A 21,796-nucleotide genomic window follows, 5' to 3' on the forward strand; every position below is an offset into this window, starting at 1 on the left:
TAAAAACTTTAATTGACATCAAAATATATAGTTGATAGTTTTTAAAAGCCATTTTTTGACAAAATCCTACCCATGAAAGACTCAACTGACCCTACCGCGAATATTGCTAGTCAAATCTTGGCAACAGAAAACCAGGAAAAACAGGCACTTGCCTTACTACTCGACCGCTATTTAGCCCGCAATGACCAAATCCTGGTACAAAAAATAGAAATGGGTGGTTCTGAAGCCTATATTGGTTCCGTCAGTCTAGAATGGTTTGCCAGTAGAGTGCGCTTCGCCTCACGCTTGCCCCTTTTCCGAGAAAAATTCAACCCAGACGCCGACAACCTAGAAATCGACGCCGAAACCATAGAAGACATTCAGCAGCGCCCCCTAGATTGGTCACGCCAAGCGCCCTTAGCCCAATATTTAGCAGTGCGGAAAAACCACAAATTCCCGCCAGTACTAGTCGTCATCAGTCAACCTTGGGTGGATAACCCTAAAGCCACCGAATGGGATTCTCAAGGAAGGGCCAAGCAATCTGCCACGGAATTTGCCTCCCTAGACAAAGACGCCAAAGTCGGACTATTAAACCTTTCTCAGGATGTGACTATCTTTGCCTTAGACGGTCAACACCGACTCATGGGCGTACAGGGTTTAATGCAATTAATCCAAACAGGAAAACTGCAGCGCTACAAAAAGGATAAAAAGCCTTCAGAGGCATTTATTACAGTTGAAGACCTGAAAAAAGAGTATCAGTTAGATCCTACTTATTTACAAAACCTGGCAAAAGAAAAAATCGGCATAGAATTCATTGCCGCCGTTGTAGCTGGGGAGACTCGCGAACAGGCTAGACGACGAGTGAGGTCTATTTTTGTTCATGTCAACCTGATGGCTGTACCCCTAACTAAAGGTCAGTTAACTCAATTAGATGAAGATAATGGTTTTTCCATTGTCGCTAGAAAAATTGCCGTTATTCATCCTTTACTTAAAGATATAGAAGATCGCAATCCTCGTGTTAATTGGAACAGCGCTACTGTTGCTGCCAAGTCAACTGTTTTAACGACTCTTCAAGCCCTCAAGGACATGTCAGTACGCTATTTAGAGTACAAATTTCCTCAGTGGAAATCTGCCAATCATAAAAATCTAATTCCCATGCGTCCTGACGATGAAGAATTAGCAGCGGGAATTGAGACATTTAAAGAGTTTTTCGACTATTTAACTACTCTACCCAGTTATCAACGATTAGAAAATGGCATAGAAACACCCAAATTACGTCGGTTCGACCATGAAAAGGGAGGAGGAGAAGGTAATCTGTTGTTCCGTCCGGTGGGTCAAATTGCTTTTGCTCATGCTTTGGGAATTTTGGTTTTTAAAAAGGGTTTTTCCTTGGAAAGCATCTTCGAGAAATTGCGGCAATACGATGGCAATGGCGGCTTTAGTCACATGGATTACCCTCATTCTCCCTGGTATGGAGTTTTGTACGACCCCAATAGGAAGCGAGTGCTGGTGGCGGGACGAGACTTAGCCACGAAGTTAATTGTCTATCTCTTGGGTGGTGTACAAGATGCCATGGATCGCGCTGAACTGCGGATGGCTGTGGCTGATGCTAGAACTATGGGGAAAAATCAGTCGATGAGTTTTGCTGGTGAATTTGTTAAACCCAAGGAGGTCGGATTGCCTAATATTTTATAGATGAAAAACCCCTGATGAACAAGAGATGAAATAGGCGGTTTTCACAATTTATTTAGGATTGCTAAACACCATTTTTATCTTTTAGAGAAATCGGCTTAAGTCAAAATCTTCTTCTGTAGTTTCTTGCTTAAATCTTTCGGAATTTATCATTAACAAAAGGCGCTCTGAATAATCTACAGTTCCTCGTAACTCTTCTCGCAAAATCTCTAACCCACCGTTAGCATATTCTTCAAAAATGTGCAGACGTTCTTCTTCTGATTTGTCATCGTTAGGGGAGATTATCTTAGCATTTTTAGTGGCTGCGATCGCTAATAGTTTAATTACTAGCTCGTATCCTCTAGAGATAAAAACTTCTAAACTAATAGGAGCCGGTTCTTTTTGGGATATTGTTCCTAAGGGGGTTCGCTTTTTGCGTTTTGCTCCCCAGCTAGCTGCAAAGACCATGGCATCAGCGTAGGTTGAGAAAGGCCCAGTTGTGCTGTCTGATGCTACTAAGGCTTTCATCAAATCAGCCTTGTCTTTAGCCACTCTAAGTCTATTTGCTGCCATTACCCTAATATCTAGTAGTTTCTTGAATTATTCACCTTTTTCCAATATTAAGCTTGTTAAGTGGGGTTACTGATGGTAATGTTAGTTAGCTGGACTGAATCCTCTGAGCAAGCAAATTTAATAAAAATTAACCTTGCTGGTCAGCCAAGTACCTATTGACAAGCAACTTTTAGCATAGCATTGCTAGGGAAAAAACTTATGGTATACTGACCATTTGTAGAGCTTTGTGTTCGGCTGAAAAACTTCTCATTGCATAGAAGAAGCGTATCTCCGAATCTAAAATCTCTGCATTTGTTTGATTCTGGAGACGCTTCATGTCAATCTATATCGGCAACCTGTCTTACGAAGTCACCCAGGAAGACATTAGTGAGATCTTCGCAGAATATGGAACTGTAAAACGGGTTAAGCTACCTACGGACCGTGAGACTGGTCAAGTTCGTGGCTTTGGCTTTGTGGAAATGGATTCTGAAGACGAAGAGGCTGCTGCGATTGAAGCCCTTGATGGTGCTAAGTGGATGGGTCGCGATATTAGGGTGAATAAAGCAAGGCCTCGTGAGGATAAAGGAGAACGCAGCAACAGTAATACCCGCGAGGGGTTCTCTAGACGCTACTAAGCTTTAGCGCTAAGGATGTAACCTAAAAAAGGCAGTGAGTCAACAAGGCAGAGCAAGCAGGTTGCTTAACTCTAGCTCTGTTACCTCTTCTTGGAGAGATGGCGCAACTGCTGAGCAACTAACCCATACTCAGGAGCAAACGAATGACCCAAGTAACTGTGGGCGAAAAAGAAGGCATCGAATCGGCACTACGTCGGTTCAGGCGTCAGGTTTCGCGAGCAGGTATTTTTGCTGATATGAAGCGACTGCGTCATTTTGAGACTCCGATTGAAAAGAAAAAGCGTAAAGCGATCGCCAGAAGACGGAAAAAGCGTTTTCGTAGCCAATAACTGAAAACTAGATTGTAGAAATTAGCTTGGGTGGATGCAGTTAGAAATCATCATCCACCTCTATAATCTCGCTATATTCAAACTCATTGGGGCTGGGCTTTACTAAAGGGTAACGCACTCCCCCTAACTCGATGAAATCTTCTTCACAATCAGACTTAGGAGAATTGTAGGCAAGAACATATTCTTTTCCTATGTGAGGAGTCATCTCTTGGGCAACTTCTCCTCGCCATTGAGTCTTAGTTACTAAAACTACTAATTGATTAGCTAATCGGGGAAGTGTTTGCGCAATTCGCCTGCGGTAGATTTCATCTAAACTACCAAACGGCGAATCCATAACTACCGGGAAAGTACTACTATCTGGTCCCATGAGCATGTTGGTTTCTTGTTGAACCCACTCCCGCACCCGGTTGATAATACCACTAATAAATGATAGAGCTAAAATTTGGTTTTCTCCGGTAGAAGCGGCAACTAGTGTTTCTTCGCCTGCTGTACTTTCTACTAGTGTCAACTCATATTTGTCACTCAACTTAGGAACATAGGGAGTAAAGGAAATTGAGTTAAATATTTCCTGAACCCGCGCCTCTAGAGAGATACGAAATTGCTGATCTAGCTGCCCTCTCATCTCAATTAATCTATCGATAGAATCCTGCGTAGCGGCAATCCGCCGCTGTGCCAACGCCTGCTTATTTTGATTCATTTTATGCTGGGCAATCTGCTTGGCTTTTACCTCAGTATCGGTTTTCAGTCGTTCAATTTTCTGCTGAGAAGCTCCTTTTTCCAAAGTTAATTCCAGAATTTTATTGTCAGTTTTATCTAAGGACTTTTGCAACTCACTAATGTCTTCATTAGGAAAATTTCTGAGCTTTATTTTAAGATCATCTAGCTGCGTTTCAATCCGAGAAAGTTCGGTTCTTCCTTGAGCAATATTTGCTTGTTGACTATCGGCTTCTTGCCAAAATGTCAGCGCTTGCTTATCAATCTCTTCTACCTGAACACCGAGACGAATTGCTATTTCCTCCACGTCAGCAACTCCCGCTTTATTCATCCAGGCACTTACCTGATGGTGCGCCTCAGTTCCCTCAGCTAACTCATTCCCACAGATACAGCGTTGTCGATTAAGTAAATCGGCAATAAATTGCTGTTTAATACCTACAGGTAACTCGCCTCTTTCCCTCAAATCATTGGTAAGCACCCGAAATTCCGCTGTCACCTGGGAAAGTAAAACCGTATAACCTCTGGCTGAAATTGTTCGTTTTAATGCAGTTTGAGACTGTTTTAGCTGTTCCCGGATTAATTTTCTTTGAGATTCCAGTTCATCTCGTAGCTGCTGTAACTCCTGAGAACCACTAAGTTCTAATAATCGATTGCTTACTGTTCTTTTCAACTCAGCTTGTGCTTCTAAATCTTGGTCAATTTCAGCTTGACGATTTATTAACAAACTGCTTTCTTCTTCCAGTGTTTTTTGTTCTCTCAAGAGTTTTTTTGTTTCAGCATCTCCAATTAAAGACAGCTCAGCTTCCAAGCTTTTTTTAGCTACTTTCAAATGATTAATCGAACGGTTTAATAGCTCTACTCCCAGTAAAGTTTTGGTAGCTTCAGCAATTTCAGCTTTTTTATCAGAGCGTACGATTTGCTCAATTCGTTCTCCATCAAAAAAGAAGTATTGATGCAAGCTAGCAGGCAAAATCCGACCAATAATGTCTTCTGGTAATTGTTGAGGTAGTAACCATCGTCCATCATCTTCTGCTACCTGGAGGTACAATTCACTAGGAGCTTGTTCAACTCCAGTCTGAGTTTTGTAAGCCCGACATAAGCGCTTTGCTTGATAAAGCTTGTTATGGTGTTCAAAACTTAGCTCTACTGAGCATTCTACCGGCTCATTAAATTCAGCCTCACTAATGGCGCGCTTGTTAACTAATTGTTCTTGGGAGGCAAAAGCGGCGCTAAATCTTTCATAGAGTACCCAGGTAAAGGCATTCATCAGTGTTGTTTTACCAGCGCCATTATTACCATGAATAATAGTTGTATTCTGTTGACCAGACGCCAGAATAACTGTTGGAGTTCTGCCATAAAACTGACGAAAGTTGCAAAGCTTAAGGGAAGTCAGCTTCATAGCACTTCTTCCTTGATAATTTTCAGAATATCATCATTAATATTGCGTGGCGTTTTCAGATAAATTTTATCTTTTTCAGCTTGCAATACCCGTTTAATAATCCGGCGTACTTCTGGCGGAGCGTTGTCAATTGAATCTTGCACGTCACTAGAATTGTTATGCCGATTGTAGGAGGAAGATTTCTCGGCAAGAAATTTCGGTTTAACTGTAGTAACACCACTTGAATAGTTAAAAGTACTAACTCTGTACGGCTCTGAAGCTGACAACAAATTTTCCATTACTTTTGATAATTTTTCTCCCTAGATACTCCAGTAATTATTATTGCTATTCTGATTAGCCTCGGCTGTACCCATCACCCGAACAAACCGAGAAAAAAGACTTAACTCTGGCTGAGAGGGTGATGGCTACTTGATATTATCTAAACAACAAAATTGGTATATGACAGCTGCGCAGTACTTGCGCCGTTGTACTACCAATTACTAAATGACGAATTCGGCTGTGTCCGTAGGCACCCATAATCAGAAAATTGATGTCATGTTCTTCTACATAGCTAGTCATTACCTGTTCCGGATCGCCAGATAGCATTTGACAAATTGGCTCGAAGCCAGCTTCGCGTACCTTAGTTTCAGCCATTTTCAAGTTTTCCAGAGCTGACTCTTCTCCGTGGTGTTTTGCCACAGTCAGTAGGTGAATTTCCAGTCCCTTAAAAGCAGGCAAGTCCACCAAAAACTCTAGTGCTTTCTGACAACTGTTACCACCATCATAAGCCAATAATAAACGCTTGATCGGTTGAAAAGTACGGGAAGTAACTAAGCAGGGTTTATGACTAGAGCGCACTATTCGTTCTAAATTAGCACCGAGATGTTCCGTGGCAAAACTAGCAGTTTCACCCCGTTTACCGAGCATAATTAAATCGGCTCTTTCTTCCAATTCATGGAAACTATCTACTAAAAAACCGGTGCGATGGGTTAGCTTAACATAACCAACCCCCTGAGCCGCCAAAAACTCTCCTGCTTCCTGAAGAATAATTTTGGCTCTTTGATGGTTGATTTTGGCTTTTTCGTGTTCCAGCTTAACCAACTTATCCAAAAGCTGCTTATAAGAATCAATGCCAATGCTACCGCTCAAATCACCAGTCGTAGTTAAACCGCTTTTTCGGAGGTCTGTGACATAGAGGACCTCAATTGAGGCTGACATATGATTTGCTAACCAAGCTGCGTACTCATAGCCGGTCCGAGAGTAAGGAGAGCCATCAGTGCAAAGGAGTATTCTTTTCATGTTTTGCCCCCGATTATTTAGAGCCTATCCGACAATTTTTGAGTTAATGACTGGGCCATTTTTGTTCTTTTGTGTAGCCCGCACTGTCAAGTTTTTATTCCACCTTGCAGATAGATTATTAGTGACTAGCGAGGTTCTCCAGTGCTCCCGGTTTATCATGAATGGCTAACTTGTCTAGCAGCGTAGCACTGGCTTCATTAAGACCAATTAACTGGACTTCAGCACCGTTGCGGCGAAACTCTAGCACCACTTTATCGATAGCTGCTATGGCTGATTGATCCCAGAGGTGGGCATGAGTTAAGTCGATTTTGACGTGTTCGAGATCTTCTTTGAAATTGAAAGCAGTAACAAATTCGTTGACTGAAACAAAAAAGATTTGTCCTGCAACACTATAAATTCGTTGAGTTTGATCATCGCTGAGGATGGTATCAACAAATACTAATTGGGCAATTTTACGGGAGAAGAAAACAGCACTAAGAGCCACTCCGATCAAAACACCAATAGCCAGGTTGTGGGTGAATACAGTCATCACCACTGTCGTCACCATCACAGCAGTTTCACTTCTGGGCATAATACGCAGGTTTCTGATAGAAGACCAGCTAAAAGTACCAATAGCTACCATAAACATAACTGCAATTAGGACAGCCATGGGAATGCGACTTACCCAGTTCCCCAGCACTAAAATAAAGAACAGTAAGAAAACACCAGCGCTTAATGTCGAAAGACGGCTGCGTCCTCCCGACTTAATATTAATTACTGATTGACCAATCATGGCACAACCTGCCATGCCCCCAAAGAAACCAGTTACGAAGTTGGCGATACCTTGACCTACAGCTTCTCTATTTTTATTACTCGGAGTATCGGTCAAATCATCAATCACATTAGCCGTGAGAAACGACTCTAATAGACCAACTAAAGATAAAGTTAGTGCGTAGGGAAAAATGATCGAGAGGGTCTCAAAGTTGAAGGGGACTTCCGGTAGTGAAAAAATAGGCAAGGCGGTGGGTAGTTCACCCATTTCGCCTACAGTGAGAACATTACTACCAGTGAGACTCGAAATTAGAGTAAGTACAACAATGGCAACCAAAGGCGAGGGTACGGCCTTAGTAAAACGGGGCAACACATAGATGATAGTGAGAGCAGCAGCTACTATCGCATACATTTCCCATAAATTTTTCCCCAGTTCTTGAGCTTTAAAAAAAGGCTCAAACTGGGCGAAGAAAATTAAGATGGCAAGGGCGTTAATGAAGCCCACCATGACTGCACGGGAAACGAACTTCATTTGATTGCCCAGTTTCAGCCAGCCCCAGCACATCTGTAATATACCAGTCAGGATGGTAGCGGCAAATAGATAGGGTAATCCATGCTCTTCGACCAAAGTGATCATCAACAGTGCCATCGCTCCAGTGGCTGCCGAAATCATACCAGGGCGTCCACCGGCAAAAGCTGTGATTACCGCAATGCAGAAAGAAGCGTACAGCCCCACTTTCGGGTCTACGCCGGCAATGATCGAAAAAGCGATCGCTTCGGGAATTAGGGCCAGCGCTACCACAGCGCCCGCCAGGAGGTCTCCTCGGATATTGGAAAACCATTCTTGTTGAACAAAGATCTTATTCAAGTAGTCCTCTTGGTGGTGGTACAACTAGCGTCCCTTTAATTTAGGGACAAATAAATTTTTATTATCGCCACCAAATTCGATATTCGCCGCTTTTAAATTGACGGCATAAATTTGCCCCCTCTGTTAAGGGTTTTTCAGTAGTATAGCGATTGCCTTTTAGATTAACAGTCCAGAAGTTTCTGACTTGCCAAGTTTTCTACCGGATTTTCTAAGAAGAAGAGGAGTACTCTAGCACGATTATCCCCAACCATGCTCTGTACTCCTCCTGTTTTCTGTGTTCTAAATTAGTTTAGTCCTCTGGGTTAAGTACCTTGGTATAGACGGCTTTCCCCGTAATGTCGTGAATAGTTGCCGTTAGTTGGGCTGTCTGACCATCTATTTCCACTGAACCGAAAAACTGGTTGTTGGGCGGTGGTAAGTTGGGCTCAGCGGGGAAGATGCTGAATTCGTATTGGGGACCGAAACTTGGATCCAGTGGCAAGTCACCTGCTGGTCCAAAAGCTCCCGCGTTAATCGGTCCAATCACAAACTCCCAGAAGGGACTAAAATCTTGAAAGACTGCTCGACTGGGCTGATAAGAGATGGCTGCTGGGAAATGTACATCAGCAGTAATGTAGACAACGTTTTTGATTCCTTCGGCTTTGATAAACGAGAGCAAGTCGCGCAGTTGTGCCTCACGACCGAGTACTTTACTATCACTCTGAGCCCAAGCATCGCGGTCGTCCTCACCACCTGTGACGATGGATAGGGGGTCATCTGTAGAAATTACTTTCCAGGTCGCAGAAGAGGCTTTTAAGCTCTGTTTTAGCCACTCAAACTGTTCTGTACCCAGCATCTCTAGGAAGGGTTCGCTATTTTCAGGGTTGGGCCCTCGATAGGAACGCTCATCTAAGATAAATAACTCAAGATGCTTGCCTTGCTGGAATTTGTCGAAGATTTCTTTGCCCCGAATCGGGTTATATTCAAAGAATGCCTGCCGAGATCTCTCGGCGAGGACATCTACTGCTATGCCGTTGTAAGGTTCTGCGGTCAAAATCTCGCCGGGATACCAGTTGTTAGTAACTTCATGATCGTCCCACTGTAGGTAAATGGGAGTTTCTGCTAGAAAACGCTGGAACTTTTCGTCTTGTAAGTTGTACTTCCAGTTGGCTCGGAATTCATCGAGGCTGATGGCTACAAAGTCTTTGGCTGGTGCGTTCACCCAGGTTCCGCCGCCGACAACATCGGGGATAGCTTTGGTGGGAGGAATTGGATTATCGGCGTAGATCATGTCTCCACAGAACACGGCAAAGTCAGGATCTAACTTGCGCATGACATCGAAGATGACGTATCCTCCCTTAATAACTTCGCCATCAAAGGCGGTAATCTGCAAGTCTGGATTGCGTCCCCAGCCTTGTCCTGCCATATCAGCAGCCCAGACGAAGCGCACTGTACGTTCCTGATCTGGGGCTGGTGCTGTGCGAAAGCGGCCAGCTAAACCATAGCGTTTGTTACTGCGGATTTGCCGCGCCTCACTGACAAATTGTACTTGGTAGTAGTAGGTTGTATTGGGCTGCAAACCGTCAAGTTTCAAGGTGCCTGTGTAGTCAGTTTCGGTGCTTACTTGCTCGGCACTCATGACGGTATTTACTAGTCCTTGGAAGTCGGACGAAGTAGAAAAACTTACCGCCAAACTGGATTTGCGATCGCCACGGCCCCAAATGAGTGCACTGTTGGCAGTTACTTCTCCTGTTTGAATAGCGTTAATTTGATAATTAGGGAGTTGGGCAATAGCTGGTTGCAGCCATTTGTAGCTCAGTACTGTTCCGGCACTAGTCGCGCTTAGCGCTAGAAACGAACGTCTCGTTAATTGGGGTGCCATAAAGATTTTTTTCCTACCATCGCAGTTAATATAGATTCTGTAAATAAAGTTTTGTTTAAGGTAAATTTAAGGGTTTTAAATATTATTGCTAAGTTAACTAGATAAGATATTTTGTTTAAGGATGTTTTTTCATCGTAATTTTAGATGATTCCAGAGAAAAATCAACCACAGGCGGATATAGACTAACAGAGATAGATACTAATAATTTGAGTGAAATATTGATGATTTTTATAGATATTTACAGGTCTAATAATCCATAGGTTTGTTGAAGTTTGAGGAGTTTAATTCGGGCTTCTCCAGCATTATCTGCTAAGTCGGCGAATTCCAGGAGTCTTTTGAGTTCTGTTTTGAGTAAATTACGCTCTACTTCTCGGGTTTCTCTTCCTAAGTCTGGCGGTAAGACAACCATATCGAATAAGGTAGCTCTTTGTTTGCTGGGATGGGGGCGCAAAATTCGTCCCCGCCGTTGAATAAATTGACGCGGATTGCTACTACTAGCCAGAATTACAGCGGTTTGAATTGCTGGGATATCGACACCTTCATCTAAACAGCGAATTGCTACTAAGCCTTGCAATTGACCAGTTTCAAATTGACGACGCAATTGTTCTCTTTCTATTAAGGGTGTGTCTGCGGTGTAGGTATTAATGCGATAGCCTAATTCAACTCCCAGCAATCGAGAAACTGCTGCTAATTGTCGGTTCCCGGCGGCACTTACCGCCCCTTCTACTGAACCGTCACCACAATAAAATAGGGTATGGTGAGTATCTAAACGTTCTGTCATTAATTCTCGTAAAGCAGTTAGCTTGTTAGCTGCTGCCCCAACTAACCGAGCACGTTGCATTAACAAGGAGGTTAATGTTTCATTGTTGGTAATATTTTCTTCATCCCCTAGCGCCCAACCAATCCTTTTTGTTAGCTTGCCATAGGTAGTTGTTTCTGCTTCAGTTAATTCCACAAGGATAGGATAGTAGAGATAATGGGCTAGTGCTCCTTGTTTAATGGCATCTGCTAGAGTAAGTTCTGGTTGTAAAATGGGGCCAAAGTAAGCAAATAAAGCCTCGGTTCCCTCTTCATCAAAATATCTTTCTGGTGTTGCAGAAAGAGCAAGACGTAGTCCAATATTGCGAGGTAAACTTTGTTCTAAGCGTGTCGCACCTAAGTTGTGGGCTTCATCTCCGATAATTAATGTTTTATGAGGAAAATACTTCAGTTGAGACTGTAATCCTTCTCCCATTAATGTGGCATTGGTGGTAATTACACACAAAAAAGCCTGATTACCGGATTGTAGGTTATAAAGTCTAGTGGAGAGTTGACTTTGCCAACTACGGACATTTTCAAAAGCCAAAATTGGCACCATGCCAAATTGATGACATTCCCGTGCCCACTGGGTAACTAAGTGGCGATAAGGGCAAACCACCAGCAAGACTTGCAAGCCGATTTTTTGATACAGTTCAGTAGCGATCGCTAATGCTGTAATTGTCTTACCACTACCAGTTGCCATCTTCAGCGTACCTCGCCCCCGATTAGCCAACCAATTTGCCACGGCTTGTTGCTGATAACTCCTTAGTTGAATATTTGGGGGTATTTGAGGATGTCCTGATTGCTGATTTTCTGCTGGCTGTTGCCATTGGTAAGTTTCCTTCGGTTCAGCAACCGTTTTGTCTGCCGTTTCGGAAGGGTAATCGTAGACTGAAGTTTCCCACGCTATTGAGAGTAAGTTAGGAAAATCACCGTCGTACTGATTGTTATCTGTAAAATACTCTGAGTTCATCCTGGCTGATCAACGATGCACCGTTATTAGAGTTTAGCCAGGAAAGAGTAATTATCCCAGCTTACACTTGAGAATCGAAGCAGTACCTAAAAAAGTAGCAAAAACTAAAACACCCAATCCAGCAGATGATTCCGGTACAGAAGTAGAATCATCTTGAAAAGCTAACCAACCAGCACCATCCAAACCTCCAGTACCTGGGGGAATGAATTGATCAATTAAGCTTCCGGTTTTGCCGTCATAGCGCAAAACAGTATTAGTGTTGAGGCTACTGACGTAAAGATTACCATCCGGTGCAAAGACTGGCTCTACAGGTCCATCTAACTCGCTACTAGTATTATCGACAAAAATATCAATTAGTGCACCTGTTTGACTCTCCCCTATCGCTCCCAGCCAAGGCAAAAGCCAACGAGCCTTAATCAGTCATATTAGTAAAGCTTACTACCATCAATCCGAGAGAGCCGAAATTTTTCAGGACTTACGCAACTGTCACAAGCAAGGGCGTAGCTACGCCGCGCCAAGCGCTAAACAACTAGAGGACAAACATGGGAACATCCGGACGTTTGAGTTGCTGAACTAAATAATTTGACAATAATCCATGTTTAATTTGATAAATTGTTTGACTACTTTTATAAGCTAAATCTTTGAGTCTAAGCCCAACTAAAATAGCGCAGGCAATATGGTTTCTTTGAAGGCGACCCTTGCGACATTGACACGATTCAATCCCAGTCAATTGTTTTAATTCTCGATGAAACTCCTCAACCTTCCATCGAACCTTACACACTTTTTGTACAACGTCCGTAGAATCTTGAGATAAATCGTTTGTAGCGATAAAATCCGTTCTGTCGGTGGAGACAGTCACCCGGAATAGTTTCACTTTTTTAGCACCTGGGAACTTTTTTATTTTAACTATTTTACCGGATTTCAACTCCTGCTCATCCCAAGATAACAAATCAACTTTTTTATAATTTTCTTGACCTGACGTATCATCAACAAGCCGATTACGTTTCAGAGGGCAATAATAATATTTCCCTAAACCATCAATATATAACATCAGTTTGTTGGTTGCATACCAAGTGTCCATCAAGACAGCTTGAAACGGCAAAACCTTATGATACACAAGGTTTTGTAGCATCTCTATTACATGATCTATCTTGGTTTTTCCATCTCGGTCTGGGTCATAAATACGATAGTCCACTACCCAAAACTTTCCGAGTTCATGATTGACATATATACAATTTATGACACCAATTCCTTGGATAACACCATGTTCATTGCCACTATACTGCCGTTTACTTGTCTCTATTTCTGTGGCATGTCGTTTATCAAGTACTGTATCATCAAACACGACATATGAATTCTTATTTATTTCGATGATATCTTTGAGATTATCCCAAAGTAGGCGCGGTGTTAGCTTTTCATTTTTGAGATAGCGGTTGATTTTATCATGGCTAATCTGCTCTAGATGCTCTGCCAAATTTGTCAGAGTATAATTAATTTGACTACTTAACAAATACTGACAATAGTTAAGTTTAGTAAATCTCATCAACTAAAAGATTTTTTTATGCGTCCTCAACTAATTTTCTCATGATTTGAAGAATACTTAACATAGCCAATCACTGTTACTAATTTCAGCAATGCCATCTGGGTACGCCACTTTGACATAGTACATAAATACTATAAAGTTGCGCTCACGCTGTGCCAGTTGCGTAAGTCCTGTTTTTGTTTCAGTGTGATTTTCTTACACTAATCATTCACGAACTACGGGTTTATTTTAATAAAGTGTTTGTATTCGAGACTTTTCCTGATTTTCTTATGTTTGTATTAACGGAATGTTAACTGTGTAAACTTTTCATGAAGTGTGGTGTAAATACTTGAATAAAAAACTGTATTCAATTTATTCTGAACAAAGAAATTCAGTTGTCGAGAACTACTAGGTATTTTATACCTAACCCTATACTTTCGGGCTAGCATCTTATTGAATTTTTGAAGGGGATTCAGCAGCGAATCCCGACTGTTTCGCATAGCGTCTGTGAGGCAAATTGGGTTCATTTATGCTCTATATCTGCCTCTGATTGGCTGTGCTGAAAATCTGATTTTTTGATAAAAAGAAGGATAAAAATTCAGTTATGGCAAACGAAAATGCTTCGCTCTCCCGTATTCATGGAGATAAGTTCAGCTTATCTTTGCTAGAATTCTTGCACAACAAGGATTTTAGCAAAACATTTTCGAGGAAGCAATTAGAGTTGCTTCCCATCGAAAACGCAGGCTTTGAAGCTCCCACATTGGCAGATGGGGACTATACATTCGGCTCCGTACCCGGTTGGGAGATCTATGATCCCAATAACCTAGTACCCGACAGCCCAACGAACGAAACTTCTAACGTTGATGTCTTCAACCCTGACGTAAATTACTACCCATGGGAAGCACCAGAAGGACAGAATGTGGGTGACGTTTACCTCATTCAAGATCCGTTCAGTGGATTTGCAGGCTTGTCCCAAACGCTCGATACCCTGTTAGCACCCAATACCCAATACACTTTGGAGGTTGAGGTGGGCAATGCTGCGGGTAGTTTTGAGGGACTGGACCTAACAGGTTTCCCTGGCTATCGGGTGGAGTTGTTAGCAGGCGGACAAGTTCTATCAACAGACAACAATACCCTCTGCATTGCAGATGGAACATTTGGTACCTCAACCGTCACCTACAACTCCACTGCAAATGATCCGCTCTTAGGTGAAGCTCTAGAAATCCGTCTGATCAACCTGTTACAGGGTCCGGGTTTAGAAGTTGACTTTGACAATGTCCGATTAATGGCAACCTCGCTCTAATTGCAGTTGTCCTGTCTGTAGTACCAGTCGGGTTTACTTAACAGAATCGGGCAATCAGCGATCGCTTCCTTCTCACAAATAGGAAGGAGCGATCGCACCTTCAACCCGGGTCAAACTTTTTTAGACCTGGAGGGGATTTTATTGCCTTTTTGATACCCGTGCGTCACTCTGAACCTATAACTAGCAACTTGGGTTAGTACTGCTGACGTAGAGATTATTATCTAAGCCAAAAGTCAAATCTTGTGGTGAAGCTAAGCCACCACTGCCAGTTGTCACAAAAGGGTCAAGGAAAGCTCCCGTCTGGCCGTCGTAAAGCAATACACTGTTATTTAAAATACTTACTACATAAAAATTATTATCCTGGCCAAAAGTAAGAGCAACTGGGCCCTCTAGTCCCCCAGCACCAGGAGTGACAAAAGTATCAATAAGTTCTCCTGTTTCAGCGTCATAGCGTAGCACTGAGTCATTATTGAAACTGCCAACAAAAAGGCTGGAAGCATCAGCAGGTAAACAGAGAAAGTTTAGTCCCACGAGGGTTATTAGGGCTGCACTGACTGGAAAATTTTTGGGGCATAATTCACTTAAACTCCCTTACCCCTACTTGTTCTTAAACCCAGATTAGTGCAAACTGTTCTATCAGTCTAAGTTTGACAAACTGTCTTTTGACTTGGGAAGTAGTATCGAGATAAGATGGCCACTTGGCAGACAGGCAACACTACTTGAGATTACTAACTTAGCTAGTACTAAATTCCAGTTAGGAAGACTTTTGCAGTTGTTTTTTTGAAGGTTAGACCATGGTGTTTCTTGAAGTTCCCCGTACTGAAGTGATTGCTGGGGAAAACGCGGTTCGCATTGCTCAACTCCCCCCGGTGTGGCAAGAGATTGCCAGAGGAGAAGCAAATGTAGGGATGCCGAATCGGCAAACTTACGTGGAGGCGGCGCAGTTATTTCAATATAAGTTAGAAAATGGTGATGTTGATTTATTCAATGAACGCCCCGAACTAGCTCACCTTAAACCATCATTTTCCGAGCTTTTTGGACAAATGGCACGGGAAACGCTGGAGTTTTACGGGCACGATTTTCAGATTGAAAACTATCCCAATTTTCAAGCAGTACTTCGTGAATTTGAATCCAAAGGGATAGAGTACGAAAATCAGGTAAAGGTAGTTCACATCGTCAGGCAACTTTTCGAGGAGTTTGGTTACGAACTACCTGCCAGCTTCTATTACGTATATCTTTCTCCTGTTTACCAAGATAACTTGTTTGAAGAGCGGGCTTTGCGTTTTGACCCCCGTGATGCTAAGCACAAACGCCCCTGGGATGCCGTGCTTCATGCTGGAAAAGTGTTTGCTATTCAGATGAAGCTACAAAGTATTGCTTCTAAGCATGGCTTTACCTATCACCATGGTTGCGATTGCAACAAGCACTTATCTTCAGTTGATCAATCTCGTGGGGCATTTGCCTACGAATTGCGTCCGGAACATCGTCAGCGCTGGATTCGTAGTTTTGTCTGGACAACATGGTATGAGTATGCCTTATTTCCCATCGTGCCAAATACTAGATATTTGGTTTAATTCTCAATTGAAAATTTTCAATTAAGAATACTCTAGGGTCAAAGCATTTGGATGATCAATCAGCAACAAAAGCCCGGTTTTGCTTGCCAAATGCTTCACCCTTCTGGTTAAACAGAAGACAGCATTAAGGTTGAGTTATTTGTCAGTTAGAAGAAGAAACTAGCGCCAGAAAGATTCGCCACATTGCGGCATTTTGGAAAAAATAGGAACTAATTACAGATAATCTTTTCTCTGTTTGATGAGAGCATATTGAAGAACAACAAGATCTATCATGCATGAAACCCTCCCCTCGATTAGCTCAATGGTGGTGCTGGATGGGCTACGCAGATAGAAAGTTTCGCTCTTTTGTTATTGTACTCATCGTGCCTCTAATTGTTATTGTTGGCGCTTTCTACTTAACGGCAAGGTTGGATACACCGCCAAGAGGTATCGGAACGGAAGCACATCAGCAGCAAGTGCTGGCTCAATATTTTGAGCAAATGACCAAACTGTTGCTTGAGGACAAGCCAGGTGATACAAATCAGGCTCACAAGGTAGTAGAGATTGCTCACGCACTTACTTTGACCACACTACTGGAAATCAATGGTTGGCGTCGAGGGCGACTCCTTCAATTTTTGGCTGAAGCAGATCTGATTTCGATTAATCGCCCGTTTGTTTCCCTAAAGGGTGCAGATTTTAGTGGCGCTGACTTGAGGAAGGTTAATTTAGAGGGTGCCAACCTGAGAGAAACCAATTTAAGTAATGTAAGTTTGCAGCATGCTGTTTTAAATGGGGCGGATTTACAACATGCTGATTTGCACAACGCCGTGTTGAGGGAAACGAATTTACAGCAAGCACACTTGCAAAACGCTATTTTAATTCGTGCTAATCTCAGTAATGCCAATCTTCAAGAAGCAGATTTGCAGCAGGCAAATTTGCGGGGGGGCAATTTGCGGGGAGCTAATCTTAGGGAGACAAACTTCTCAGATGCAATCTTGGAAGGTACTCGCCTGGAGGGCGCTAAGTTGGAAAGGGCGCGTCTGGAAAATGCAGATTTAGAAAGTGCGCTGCTGCGGCGAGCTAATTTAACTCAGGCGAGGTTGCAACAAAGTGTACTCAGAGGAGCCCGGCTTGAGGATACAGATTTAGTAGAGGCAAATCTGGAAGCAACAGACTTGAGGGCTGCTATTTTGCGCAGAGCACAGATGGATGGTTCTAATTTAACAGGAGCCAATCTGAAACGTGCCGATCTACGAGAGGTTGAGTTAAATGCTGCTAACTTGAGTAATGCTGACTTGACGGATGTCAACCTAAGAGATGCTGATCTAGATGATGTCATATGGTGTCACACAATCATGCCGGATGCAGAGATTAATAATCAAGGTTGTTCGTAATAAATATCAACATTTCTCTAGGTGGTATCTTTTGTCAAATTTTGCCCTTCCACAGCTTACAAAATTTTTAGCGATCGCTCCTCCAAACAGAAATGCCAAGGAATAAAGCTGTCATGCTCAACTTGGCTGCGTATTAAGCCCTCCTGCAACTATAACAATGCCAGCAAAGGGTAAAGATGGGTATAGTACTGATATGTCTTTGAGCAATAGCAAAATGTTTAGGAGTTAAGCCCAAAAAGCTATCTAATGTTGAGTCGATGGGATGTCAGGCAAACCCAAGCTTACTCTCACATCTTTGAGAGGTTCTTGCCAATGAGCCTCAAAACGATAATCAAGGAGAAATTCTGTTGTTTTTCCTAGTTTTTGTCCTTGATGCAAATTAGCAAAAATTGCTTTTATTTGCCGGGGAGCCAGCAGGGGATAAAGTATTGTGGCAAGCCAGAGGCTGATTTTGAGGGATTTGCTGTAGTTTTGCTCTGCCGCGAAAGCAAGGACGCCAATTTCTCCGGCGTAACTTGTATCAAATCCTAGTAACACGTGAAAGATATCGTGGGTAACTACATACCGCAGAGCAAAGACATTACGCTGAGCAGCTTCTTCTAGTTCTGGACTGACATTAAAAGGCTTGAGCTGATTAATTTTCATATGGTCAGCATATTCTCGCCCAAAGCTATCTTTAGGGTAATGGCTTAGTTTTTCTAAGTCAATCAGTGGGTGGTAGCCGATTAATGGTTGCAATTTAGATGCAATATTTGGATTAATTCTAGCTCCCAAAATATCGGCTTTAAGAATTGCAAAATCGCCCAAGTTTTCTGATTTCAGAGCTTGTAAGGCTCGGTTAAGGTTTTGAAATTTAATCAGCATCAGAATCCTCTTAATTAGTTATCCTTTTCCCTCACATCTTTAACTAAAAATTGGGTAAAGAAGCTGCTGTTTTGACCTATTGAGCTTTGTGAGAAGAGATTTGCATAGCAGGAGATAGGCGACTATCTGTAGATTGAGTAATTGCTAGTGGTGCTACTTGTCGGTTGGGACTCTCAAGATATTTTCCATGATGAATTGGCGGCACTGGCTTCATCTGATGAGGAATACTATAGTACCGATGAGTTTGGGGAAGTATACCCCGTTGTTGCATCGAATCATTAGCAATCTTCTTGCGTAGTTTAATGATGGCATCCATCACAGCTTCTGGTCTGGGAGGGCAACCAGGTAAATAGACATCAACCGGAATCAATTTATCTACTCCCCTGACTGCTGTTGGCGAATCTACGCTAAACATGCCTCCGGTAATGGTGCAGGCACCCATGGCAATGACGTACTTTGGCTCCGGTATTTGTTCGTAGAGGTGAATCACAGCAGGAGCCATTTTCATGGTAATTGTGCCAGCAGTAATCATTAGGTCAGCATGACGAGGACTTGGCCAAGGCTTAAGACCAAATCGGTCAAAATCAAACCGAGCACCGAACATGCTCATCATTTCCATGAAGCAGCAGGCAGTCCCAAACATCATTGGCCACAAGCTGGACAGTCTTGCCCAGCTATAGAGATCATCAACGGTTGTTAAGATGATATTCTCAGAAAGCTCCTGAGTTACTTGGGGTCGTTCAATTGGGTTAATGATTTGAGTTTTTTGCTCTTGAGGCAATCGCTCAATGGCAGTTTTATTCATGGTTTGCTCTCTTTTTTCGTCAAAGTTTTACATCTCAGAACCTATCTAAATCTGAGAACTAGACGATTAAACTAAAAACCTCAGATCTAGGGGTAATCTCAGCTACCGCAGGTTATACTCAGATCTACACTTCGATCAAAGAGTTTTTCGGATAGGCTGTCAGTTTCAGTTTGCATCTTCTAACTACTTCTTACCAGGGAAGAGCCGAAACTGAAGAACCGGAACTTAGGCAAAATTGAGAGAGTACCGGATTGACTTTTGAGGTAACGGGGGAGTTGTCCCCTATTGCTACAATCCTAGCTGCCTAGTCTGTTATCATGGGTTTCCACACTACGGAAACAATTGCAAGCAACAAAATTCTGATGTTAGACCACGTCAAACCAGATGCGATCGCTCAAGGTAACTATGATTTCTAAACTCAGAAAGTAGTTTGATATAGTTGTTGTTCTCGATTAATAAAAACCTCAGCTAATGCTTGATAAGCTTCAGTCCAAGCTGTCATCAATTCTTCCGTGGCAGCATCTCCTAACACCTCTTTAATTGCTTGCAATAGACACTCTCCCACAATAGGATATTCTTCTGGTAAAACGTGGGTTTCTACGTGACGATGAGCGATTTTCTCTACCATTGCTTTTAAGGCCTTGAGATCGTCAATATGAGTAGCATAGCTATAAACTGCCGTAGCCAGTCTAGCTGGTTGAGTACCATTCGCTTGGGCAGACATATCAAACTGTGCTTTCACTTCTGGATGTTTGTGAAACATAATCTCGTACATCCGAGTAGTGATTTTTTGACCGTGTTGTTTAAGAATGGGGGCGGTAGATTTGACGATATCGATAGTTTGTTGACTAATTTCCTTCTTGGCTGGAAGGGTTTCTGATAAACTGAGCACAAATGCTAGATTTTCTTGAGCTTGCACTGCATGGGGGGTATTTGCTGGCATGAATACCAATACTCCTGGTGCTAAAGCAATATCTTTCCCTTCTAAATTTAGGTTTCCTGTTCCTTCGATTATTGTTATTACAGCGTTACGAGTGGAAGTATGTTTGTCAATTGTTGTGCCTGTTGCTAAACAGAACAGGCTGTATTGACTATTTTTATCTTTTAGTAAAACTTTACTAAGAATGCCACTTGTGGGATATTCAATTAAATCTTGCAAAGTAGCAGCAAAAAAATCGTTAGATGAGGTAACTGTGTTATTCATAACTTCACGAACTCCTAATATATCTAAACTAGATATTCTTACTCTGACATCCAGTTTCAGCTCTGTCTCTGAGGTAGCTCATAGTTGAAGAAAAACTTTTGTTAAGGAAAGAGTTATTGGTCTTTTGTTCTTGATTTAAACGCAACCTACTGATTTAATTGAATTAGCTGCTTTTTCGCTAATTATCATTGCCGGCGCATTTGCATTTTCCGTGATTAGAGTTAGCATGATGGATGCATCTAAGAACATGTAACCCTTCAGCCCCATGTACCGTGAATCCTCGATTCTGATTGGGTGTTCAATTCCCCTCAACGATGGGGTAGTCACACTTTGCTGTAATAACTTTCAGAAGGGCTTATCTGGATAGTAAAAGTAGTGCAAAAAATGTACCTCTAAGAGAAAAAGACCCTTTGACACTAAAAGTTTCGTTTTTTGTCTGTAGTTCTCATAACTTTACGGATTATTGCTTGGGTAATCAGTAACTGTGGATCAGCAGTGACACAGTATATTTAACCCATGACTAAATACCTACACCCTCAAAAAATCTTCTTCGTATTAGTGGGAATGTTTTTGATGGGACTTATAGGTTTTCTCTCCTCAATTTTTTTGATCAAGCTACTGGGTTCAGTGTCAGCACCACCTAAGAGTACAGAAAAATTATTACCAGAATCTTCCCCCATCTACTCTGCAACACCTTCTCCAGAACTAACGCCATTTAAGGAAACTCAATCTTTAACACCTCCTCAAGCTTCTGAGCAAGTTAGTAGAAATGGTGCAGGATTGGGAGATACCAAAGCCAATTTTGAAAAAGTACATGGCACCCACTTTGGTGATACACAATCTGGTCGCTATCGGAATGACTATATTAATGCCTCTTATGTAGACAATTTAACTTATTATGTAGCACTAATGTTTGAAAATACGGACAAGCCTGAGCGAACACAGAAAGAAGCTTTAGAGTTAGCCATGTCCTATATTCCTGATGATTCAGTCAAAATTAAAGAATTGCAAGCAGCACCAGGTTCTTTTTTAATTTTTTACGAAAGTCAAAAATTAGCAGCGGTAATACCGGAAAGATGGCAAAAAAAATTCGGGACAGGCAACAAACCTGGATCTTTTTTATTAATTATGAATCACGAGCCAGGAAATCTTGATGAGACTTTTGCTGTGACTGTTACAGCAGATAATAGTGTCTCCTTTTTATCGAAAGAAATAACCGATTAATCAGGAGAAACTGTGTAACGCACTATCTTCTATGGTGCGTTACACAGTCGCTAAGATCACTCTATCCTAGGAAAGATTGACTTGATAATCAGTTGTTATAACCAGATGTCGAGAACTATA

The 21,796-nt window shown here is 42.2% G+C and carries 20 protein-coding genes; 7 read left to right on the forward strand and 13 right to left on the reverse strand.

Features of this window, described 5'->3' with window-relative positions:
* Positions 1–72: 72 nt before the first annotated feature.
* The gene (locus ACT7WV_RS22040) at positions 73–1,674 is read left to right on the forward strand and encodes a DGQHR domain-containing protein (protein ID WP_445104933.1); all 1,602 of its coding nucleotides are present in this window, start codon (positions 73–75) and stop codon (positions 1,672–1,674) included.
* An 81-nt stretch (positions 1,675–1,755) separates the two neighbouring features.
* Here ACT7WV_RS22040 and ACT7WV_RS22045 read toward each other — a convergent pair whose 3' ends face one another.
* Positions 1,756–2,223 carry a DNA phosphorothioation-associated protein 4 gene (locus ACT7WV_RS22045; protein WP_445104934.1) on the reverse strand — a complete coding sequence of 156 codons (468 nt, stop codon included), beginning with the start codon at positions 2,221–2,223 and terminating at the stop codon, positions 1,756–1,758.
* A 314-nt stretch (positions 2,224–2,537) separates the two neighbouring features.
* On the opposite strand from ACT7WV_RS22045, the gene ACT7WV_RS22050 reads away from it, so the two are divergent.
* Together ACT7WV_RS22050 and rpsU are read left to right on the forward strand one after the other, a co-directional pair.
* Complete coding sequence (locus ACT7WV_RS22050) at positions 2,538–2,837, forward strand: RNA recognition motif domain-containing protein (RefSeq protein ID WP_445104935.1); 300 nt, start codon at positions 2,538–2,540, stop codon at positions 2,835–2,837.
* A 143-nt stretch (positions 2,838–2,980) separates the two neighbouring features.
* Positions 2,981–3,166 (forward strand): 30S ribosomal protein S21, encoded by a 186-nt coding sequence (gene rpsU / locus ACT7WV_RS22055; protein WP_445104936.1) that lies wholly within the window; start codon positions 2,981–2,983, stop codon positions 3,164–3,166.
* A gap of 40 nt (positions 3,167–3,206) precedes the next feature.
* Here the strand turns inward: rpsU and ACT7WV_RS22060 are convergent, their stop codons facing one another.
* The 8 genes from ACT7WV_RS22060 to ACT7WV_RS22095 form a co-directional block, all read right to left on the reverse strand.
* Positions 3,207–5,279 (reverse strand): AAA family ATPase, encoded by a 2,073-nt coding sequence (locus ACT7WV_RS22060; RefSeq protein ID WP_445104937.1) that lies wholly within the window; start codon positions 5,277–5,279, stop codon positions 3,207–3,209.
* On the reverse strand, positions 5,276–5,557 hold the full coding sequence (locus ACT7WV_RS22065) for a hypothetical protein (RefSeq protein WP_445104938.1): 282 nt from the start codon (positions 5,555–5,557) through the stop codon (positions 5,276–5,278). The genes ACT7WV_RS22060 and ACT7WV_RS22065 overlap by 4 nt, the downstream gene beginning before the upstream one ends.
* A 136-nt stretch (positions 5,558–5,693) precedes the next feature.
* Positions 5,694–6,557 carry a universal stress protein gene (locus ACT7WV_RS22070; protein ID WP_445104939.1) on the reverse strand — a complete coding sequence of 288 codons (864 nt, stop codon included), beginning with the start codon at positions 6,555–6,557 and terminating at the stop codon, positions 5,694–5,696.
* 118 nt (positions 6,558–6,675) lie between these two features.
* Positions 6,676–8,175 (reverse strand): SulP family inorganic anion transporter, encoded by a 1,500-nt coding sequence (locus tag ACT7WV_RS22075; protein WP_445104940.1) that lies wholly within the window; start codon positions 8,173–8,175, stop codon positions 6,676–6,678.
* 289 nt (positions 8,176–8,464) lie between these two features.
* Complete coding sequence (locus ACT7WV_RS22080; RefSeq protein WP_445104941.1) at positions 8,465–10,036, reverse strand: alkaline phosphatase D family protein; 1,572 nt, start codon at positions 10,034–10,036, stop codon at positions 8,465–8,467.
* A 238-nt stretch (positions 10,037–10,274) separates the two neighbouring features.
* Positions 10,275–11,807 (reverse strand): DNA phosphorothioation system restriction enzyme, encoded by a 1,533-nt coding sequence (locus ACT7WV_RS22085; protein ID WP_445104942.1) that lies wholly within the window; start codon positions 11,805–11,807, stop codon positions 10,275–10,277.
* Between the two features lie 51 nt (positions 11,808–11,858).
* Complete coding sequence (locus ACT7WV_RS22090) at positions 11,859–12,206, reverse strand: NHL repeat-containing protein (protein WP_445104943.1); 348 nt, start codon at positions 12,204–12,206, stop codon at positions 11,859–11,861.
* A 130-nt stretch (positions 12,207–12,336) separates the two neighbouring features.
* Complete coding sequence (locus ACT7WV_RS22095; protein ID WP_445101257.1) at positions 12,337–13,350, reverse strand: IS701 family transposase; 1,014 nt, start codon at positions 13,348–13,350, stop codon at positions 12,337–12,339.
* Between the two features lie 583 nt (positions 13,351–13,933).
* Between ACT7WV_RS22095 and ACT7WV_RS22100 the strand changes: the two genes are divergently transcribed.
* On the forward strand, positions 13,934–14,632 hold the full coding sequence (locus tag ACT7WV_RS22100) for a hypothetical protein (RefSeq protein ID WP_445104944.1): 699 nt from the start codon (positions 13,934–13,936) through the stop codon (positions 14,630–14,632).
* A gap of 180 nt (positions 14,633–14,812) precedes the next feature.
* Here ACT7WV_RS22100 and ACT7WV_RS22105 read toward each other — a convergent pair whose 3' ends face one another.
* A complete protein-coding gene (locus ACT7WV_RS22105) occupies positions 14,813–15,163 on the reverse strand; it encodes an NHL repeat-containing protein (protein WP_445104945.1) in 351 nt (116 codons plus the stop codon).
* A 263-nt stretch (positions 15,164–15,426) separates the two neighbouring features.
* On the opposite strand from ACT7WV_RS22105, the gene ACT7WV_RS22110 reads away from it, so the two are divergent.
* Together ACT7WV_RS22110 and ACT7WV_RS22115 are read left to right on the forward strand one after the other, a co-directional pair.
* Positions 15,427–16,206: a hypothetical protein gene (locus tag ACT7WV_RS22110; protein WP_445104946.1), complete on the forward strand. Its 780-nt coding sequence runs from the start codon at positions 15,427–15,429 to the stop codon at positions 16,204–16,206.
* A 275-nt stretch (positions 16,207–16,481) separates the two neighbouring features.
* Entirely contained in the window at positions 16,482–17,579 is a 1,098-nt protein-coding gene (locus ACT7WV_RS22115) for a pentapeptide repeat-containing protein (RefSeq protein ID WP_445104947.1), read from the forward strand.
* A 243-nt stretch (positions 17,580–17,822) separates the two neighbouring features.
* Here ACT7WV_RS22115 and ACT7WV_RS22120 read toward each other — a convergent pair whose 3' ends face one another.
* From ACT7WV_RS22120 to ACT7WV_RS22130, 3 genes are all read right to left on the reverse strand, one after another.
* Complete coding sequence (locus tag ACT7WV_RS22120; RefSeq protein WP_445104948.1) at positions 17,823–18,443, reverse strand: Coq4 family protein; 621 nt, start codon at positions 18,441–18,443, stop codon at positions 17,823–17,825.
* 76 nt (positions 18,444–18,519) lie between these two features.
* Positions 18,520–19,248, reverse strand: a complete 729-nt coding sequence (gene nuoB, locus ACT7WV_RS22125; RefSeq protein ID WP_445104949.1) for an NADH-quinone oxidoreductase subunit NuoB — start codon at positions 19,246–19,248, stop codon at positions 18,520–18,522.
* Between the two features lie 418 nt (positions 19,249–19,666).
* On the reverse strand, positions 19,667–20,452 hold the full coding sequence (locus ACT7WV_RS22130; protein ID WP_445104950.1) for a globin domain-containing protein: 786 nt from the start codon (positions 20,450–20,452) through the stop codon (positions 19,667–19,669).
* A gap of 516 nt (positions 20,453–20,968) precedes the next feature.
* Between ACT7WV_RS22130 and ACT7WV_RS22135 the strand changes: the two genes are divergently transcribed.
* Positions 20,969–21,676, forward strand: coding sequence for a hypothetical protein (locus tag ACT7WV_RS22135; RefSeq protein WP_445104951.1), 708 nt, complete (start codon positions 20,969–20,971; stop codon positions 21,674–21,676).
* Positions 21,677–21,796: the final 120 nt, after the last annotated feature.

This window comes from Symploca atlantica LB2515 (genome assembly GCF_052546295.1).

Excerpts from the sequence above, each read along its gene's own strand:
- ACT7WV_RS22110 (WP_445104946.1), top strand. The coding sequence starts at position 15,427 with ATGGTGTTTCTTGAAGTTCCCCGTACTGAAGTGATTGCTGGGGAAAAC.
- ACT7WV_RS22070 (WP_445104939.1), bottom strand. The coding sequence starts at position 6,557 with ATGAAAAGAATACTCCTTTGCACTGATGGCTCTCCTTACTCTCGGACC.
- nuoB (WP_445104949.1), bottom strand. The coding sequence starts at position 19,248 with ATGAATAAAACTGCCATTGAGCGATTGCCTCAAGAGCAAAAAACTCAA.
- rpsU (WP_445104936.1), top strand. The coding sequence starts at position 2,981 with ATGACCCAAGTAACTGTGGGCGAAAAAGAAGGCATCGAATCGGCACTA.
- ACT7WV_RS22135 (WP_445104951.1), top strand. The coding sequence starts at position 20,969 with ATGACTAAATACCTACACCCTCAAAAAATCTTCTTCGTATTAGTGGGA.
- ACT7WV_RS22120 (WP_445104948.1), bottom strand. The coding sequence starts at position 18,443 with ATGCTGATTAAATTTCAAAACCTTAACCGAGCCTTACAAGCTCTGAAA.
- ACT7WV_RS22040 (WP_445104933.1), top strand. The coding sequence starts at position 73 with ATGAAAGACTCAACTGACCCTACCGCGAATATTGCTAGTCAAATCTTG.
- ACT7WV_RS22045 (WP_445104934.1), bottom strand. The coding sequence starts at position 2,223 with ATGGCAGCAAATAGACTTAGAGTGGCTAAAGACAAGGCTGATTTGATG.
- ACT7WV_RS22080 (WP_445104941.1), bottom strand. The coding sequence starts at position 10,036 with ATGGCACCCCAATTAACGAGACGTTCGTTTCTAGCGCTAAGCGCGACT.
- ACT7WV_RS22130 (WP_445104950.1), bottom strand. The coding sequence starts at position 20,452 with ATGAATAACACAGTTACCTCATCTAACGATTTTTTTGCTGCTACTTTG.
- ACT7WV_RS22085 (WP_445104942.1), bottom strand. The coding sequence starts at position 11,807 with ATGAACTCAGAGTATTTTACAGATAACAATCAGTACGACGGTGATTTT.
- ACT7WV_RS22115 (WP_445104947.1), top strand. The coding sequence starts at position 16,482 with ATGAAACCCTCCCCTCGATTAGCTCAATGGTGGTGCTGGATGGGCTAC.
- ACT7WV_RS22100 (WP_445104944.1), top strand. The coding sequence starts at position 13,934 with ATGGCAAACGAAAATGCTTCGCTCTCCCGTATTCATGGAGATAAGTTC.
- ACT7WV_RS22065 (WP_445104938.1), bottom strand. The coding sequence starts at position 5,557 with ATGGAAAATTTGTTGTCAGCTTCAGAGCCGTACAGAGTTAGTACTTTT.
- ACT7WV_RS22050 (WP_445104935.1), top strand. The coding sequence starts at position 2,538 with ATGTCAATCTATATCGGCAACCTGTCTTACGAAGTCACCCAGGAAGAC.
- ACT7WV_RS22095 (WP_445101257.1), bottom strand. The coding sequence starts at position 13,350 with ATGAGATTTACTAAACTTAACTATTGTCAGTATTTGTTAAGTAGTCAA.
- ACT7WV_RS22060 (WP_445104937.1), bottom strand. The coding sequence starts at position 5,279 with ATGAAGCTGACTTCCCTTAAGCTTTGCAACTTTCGTCAGTTTTATGGC.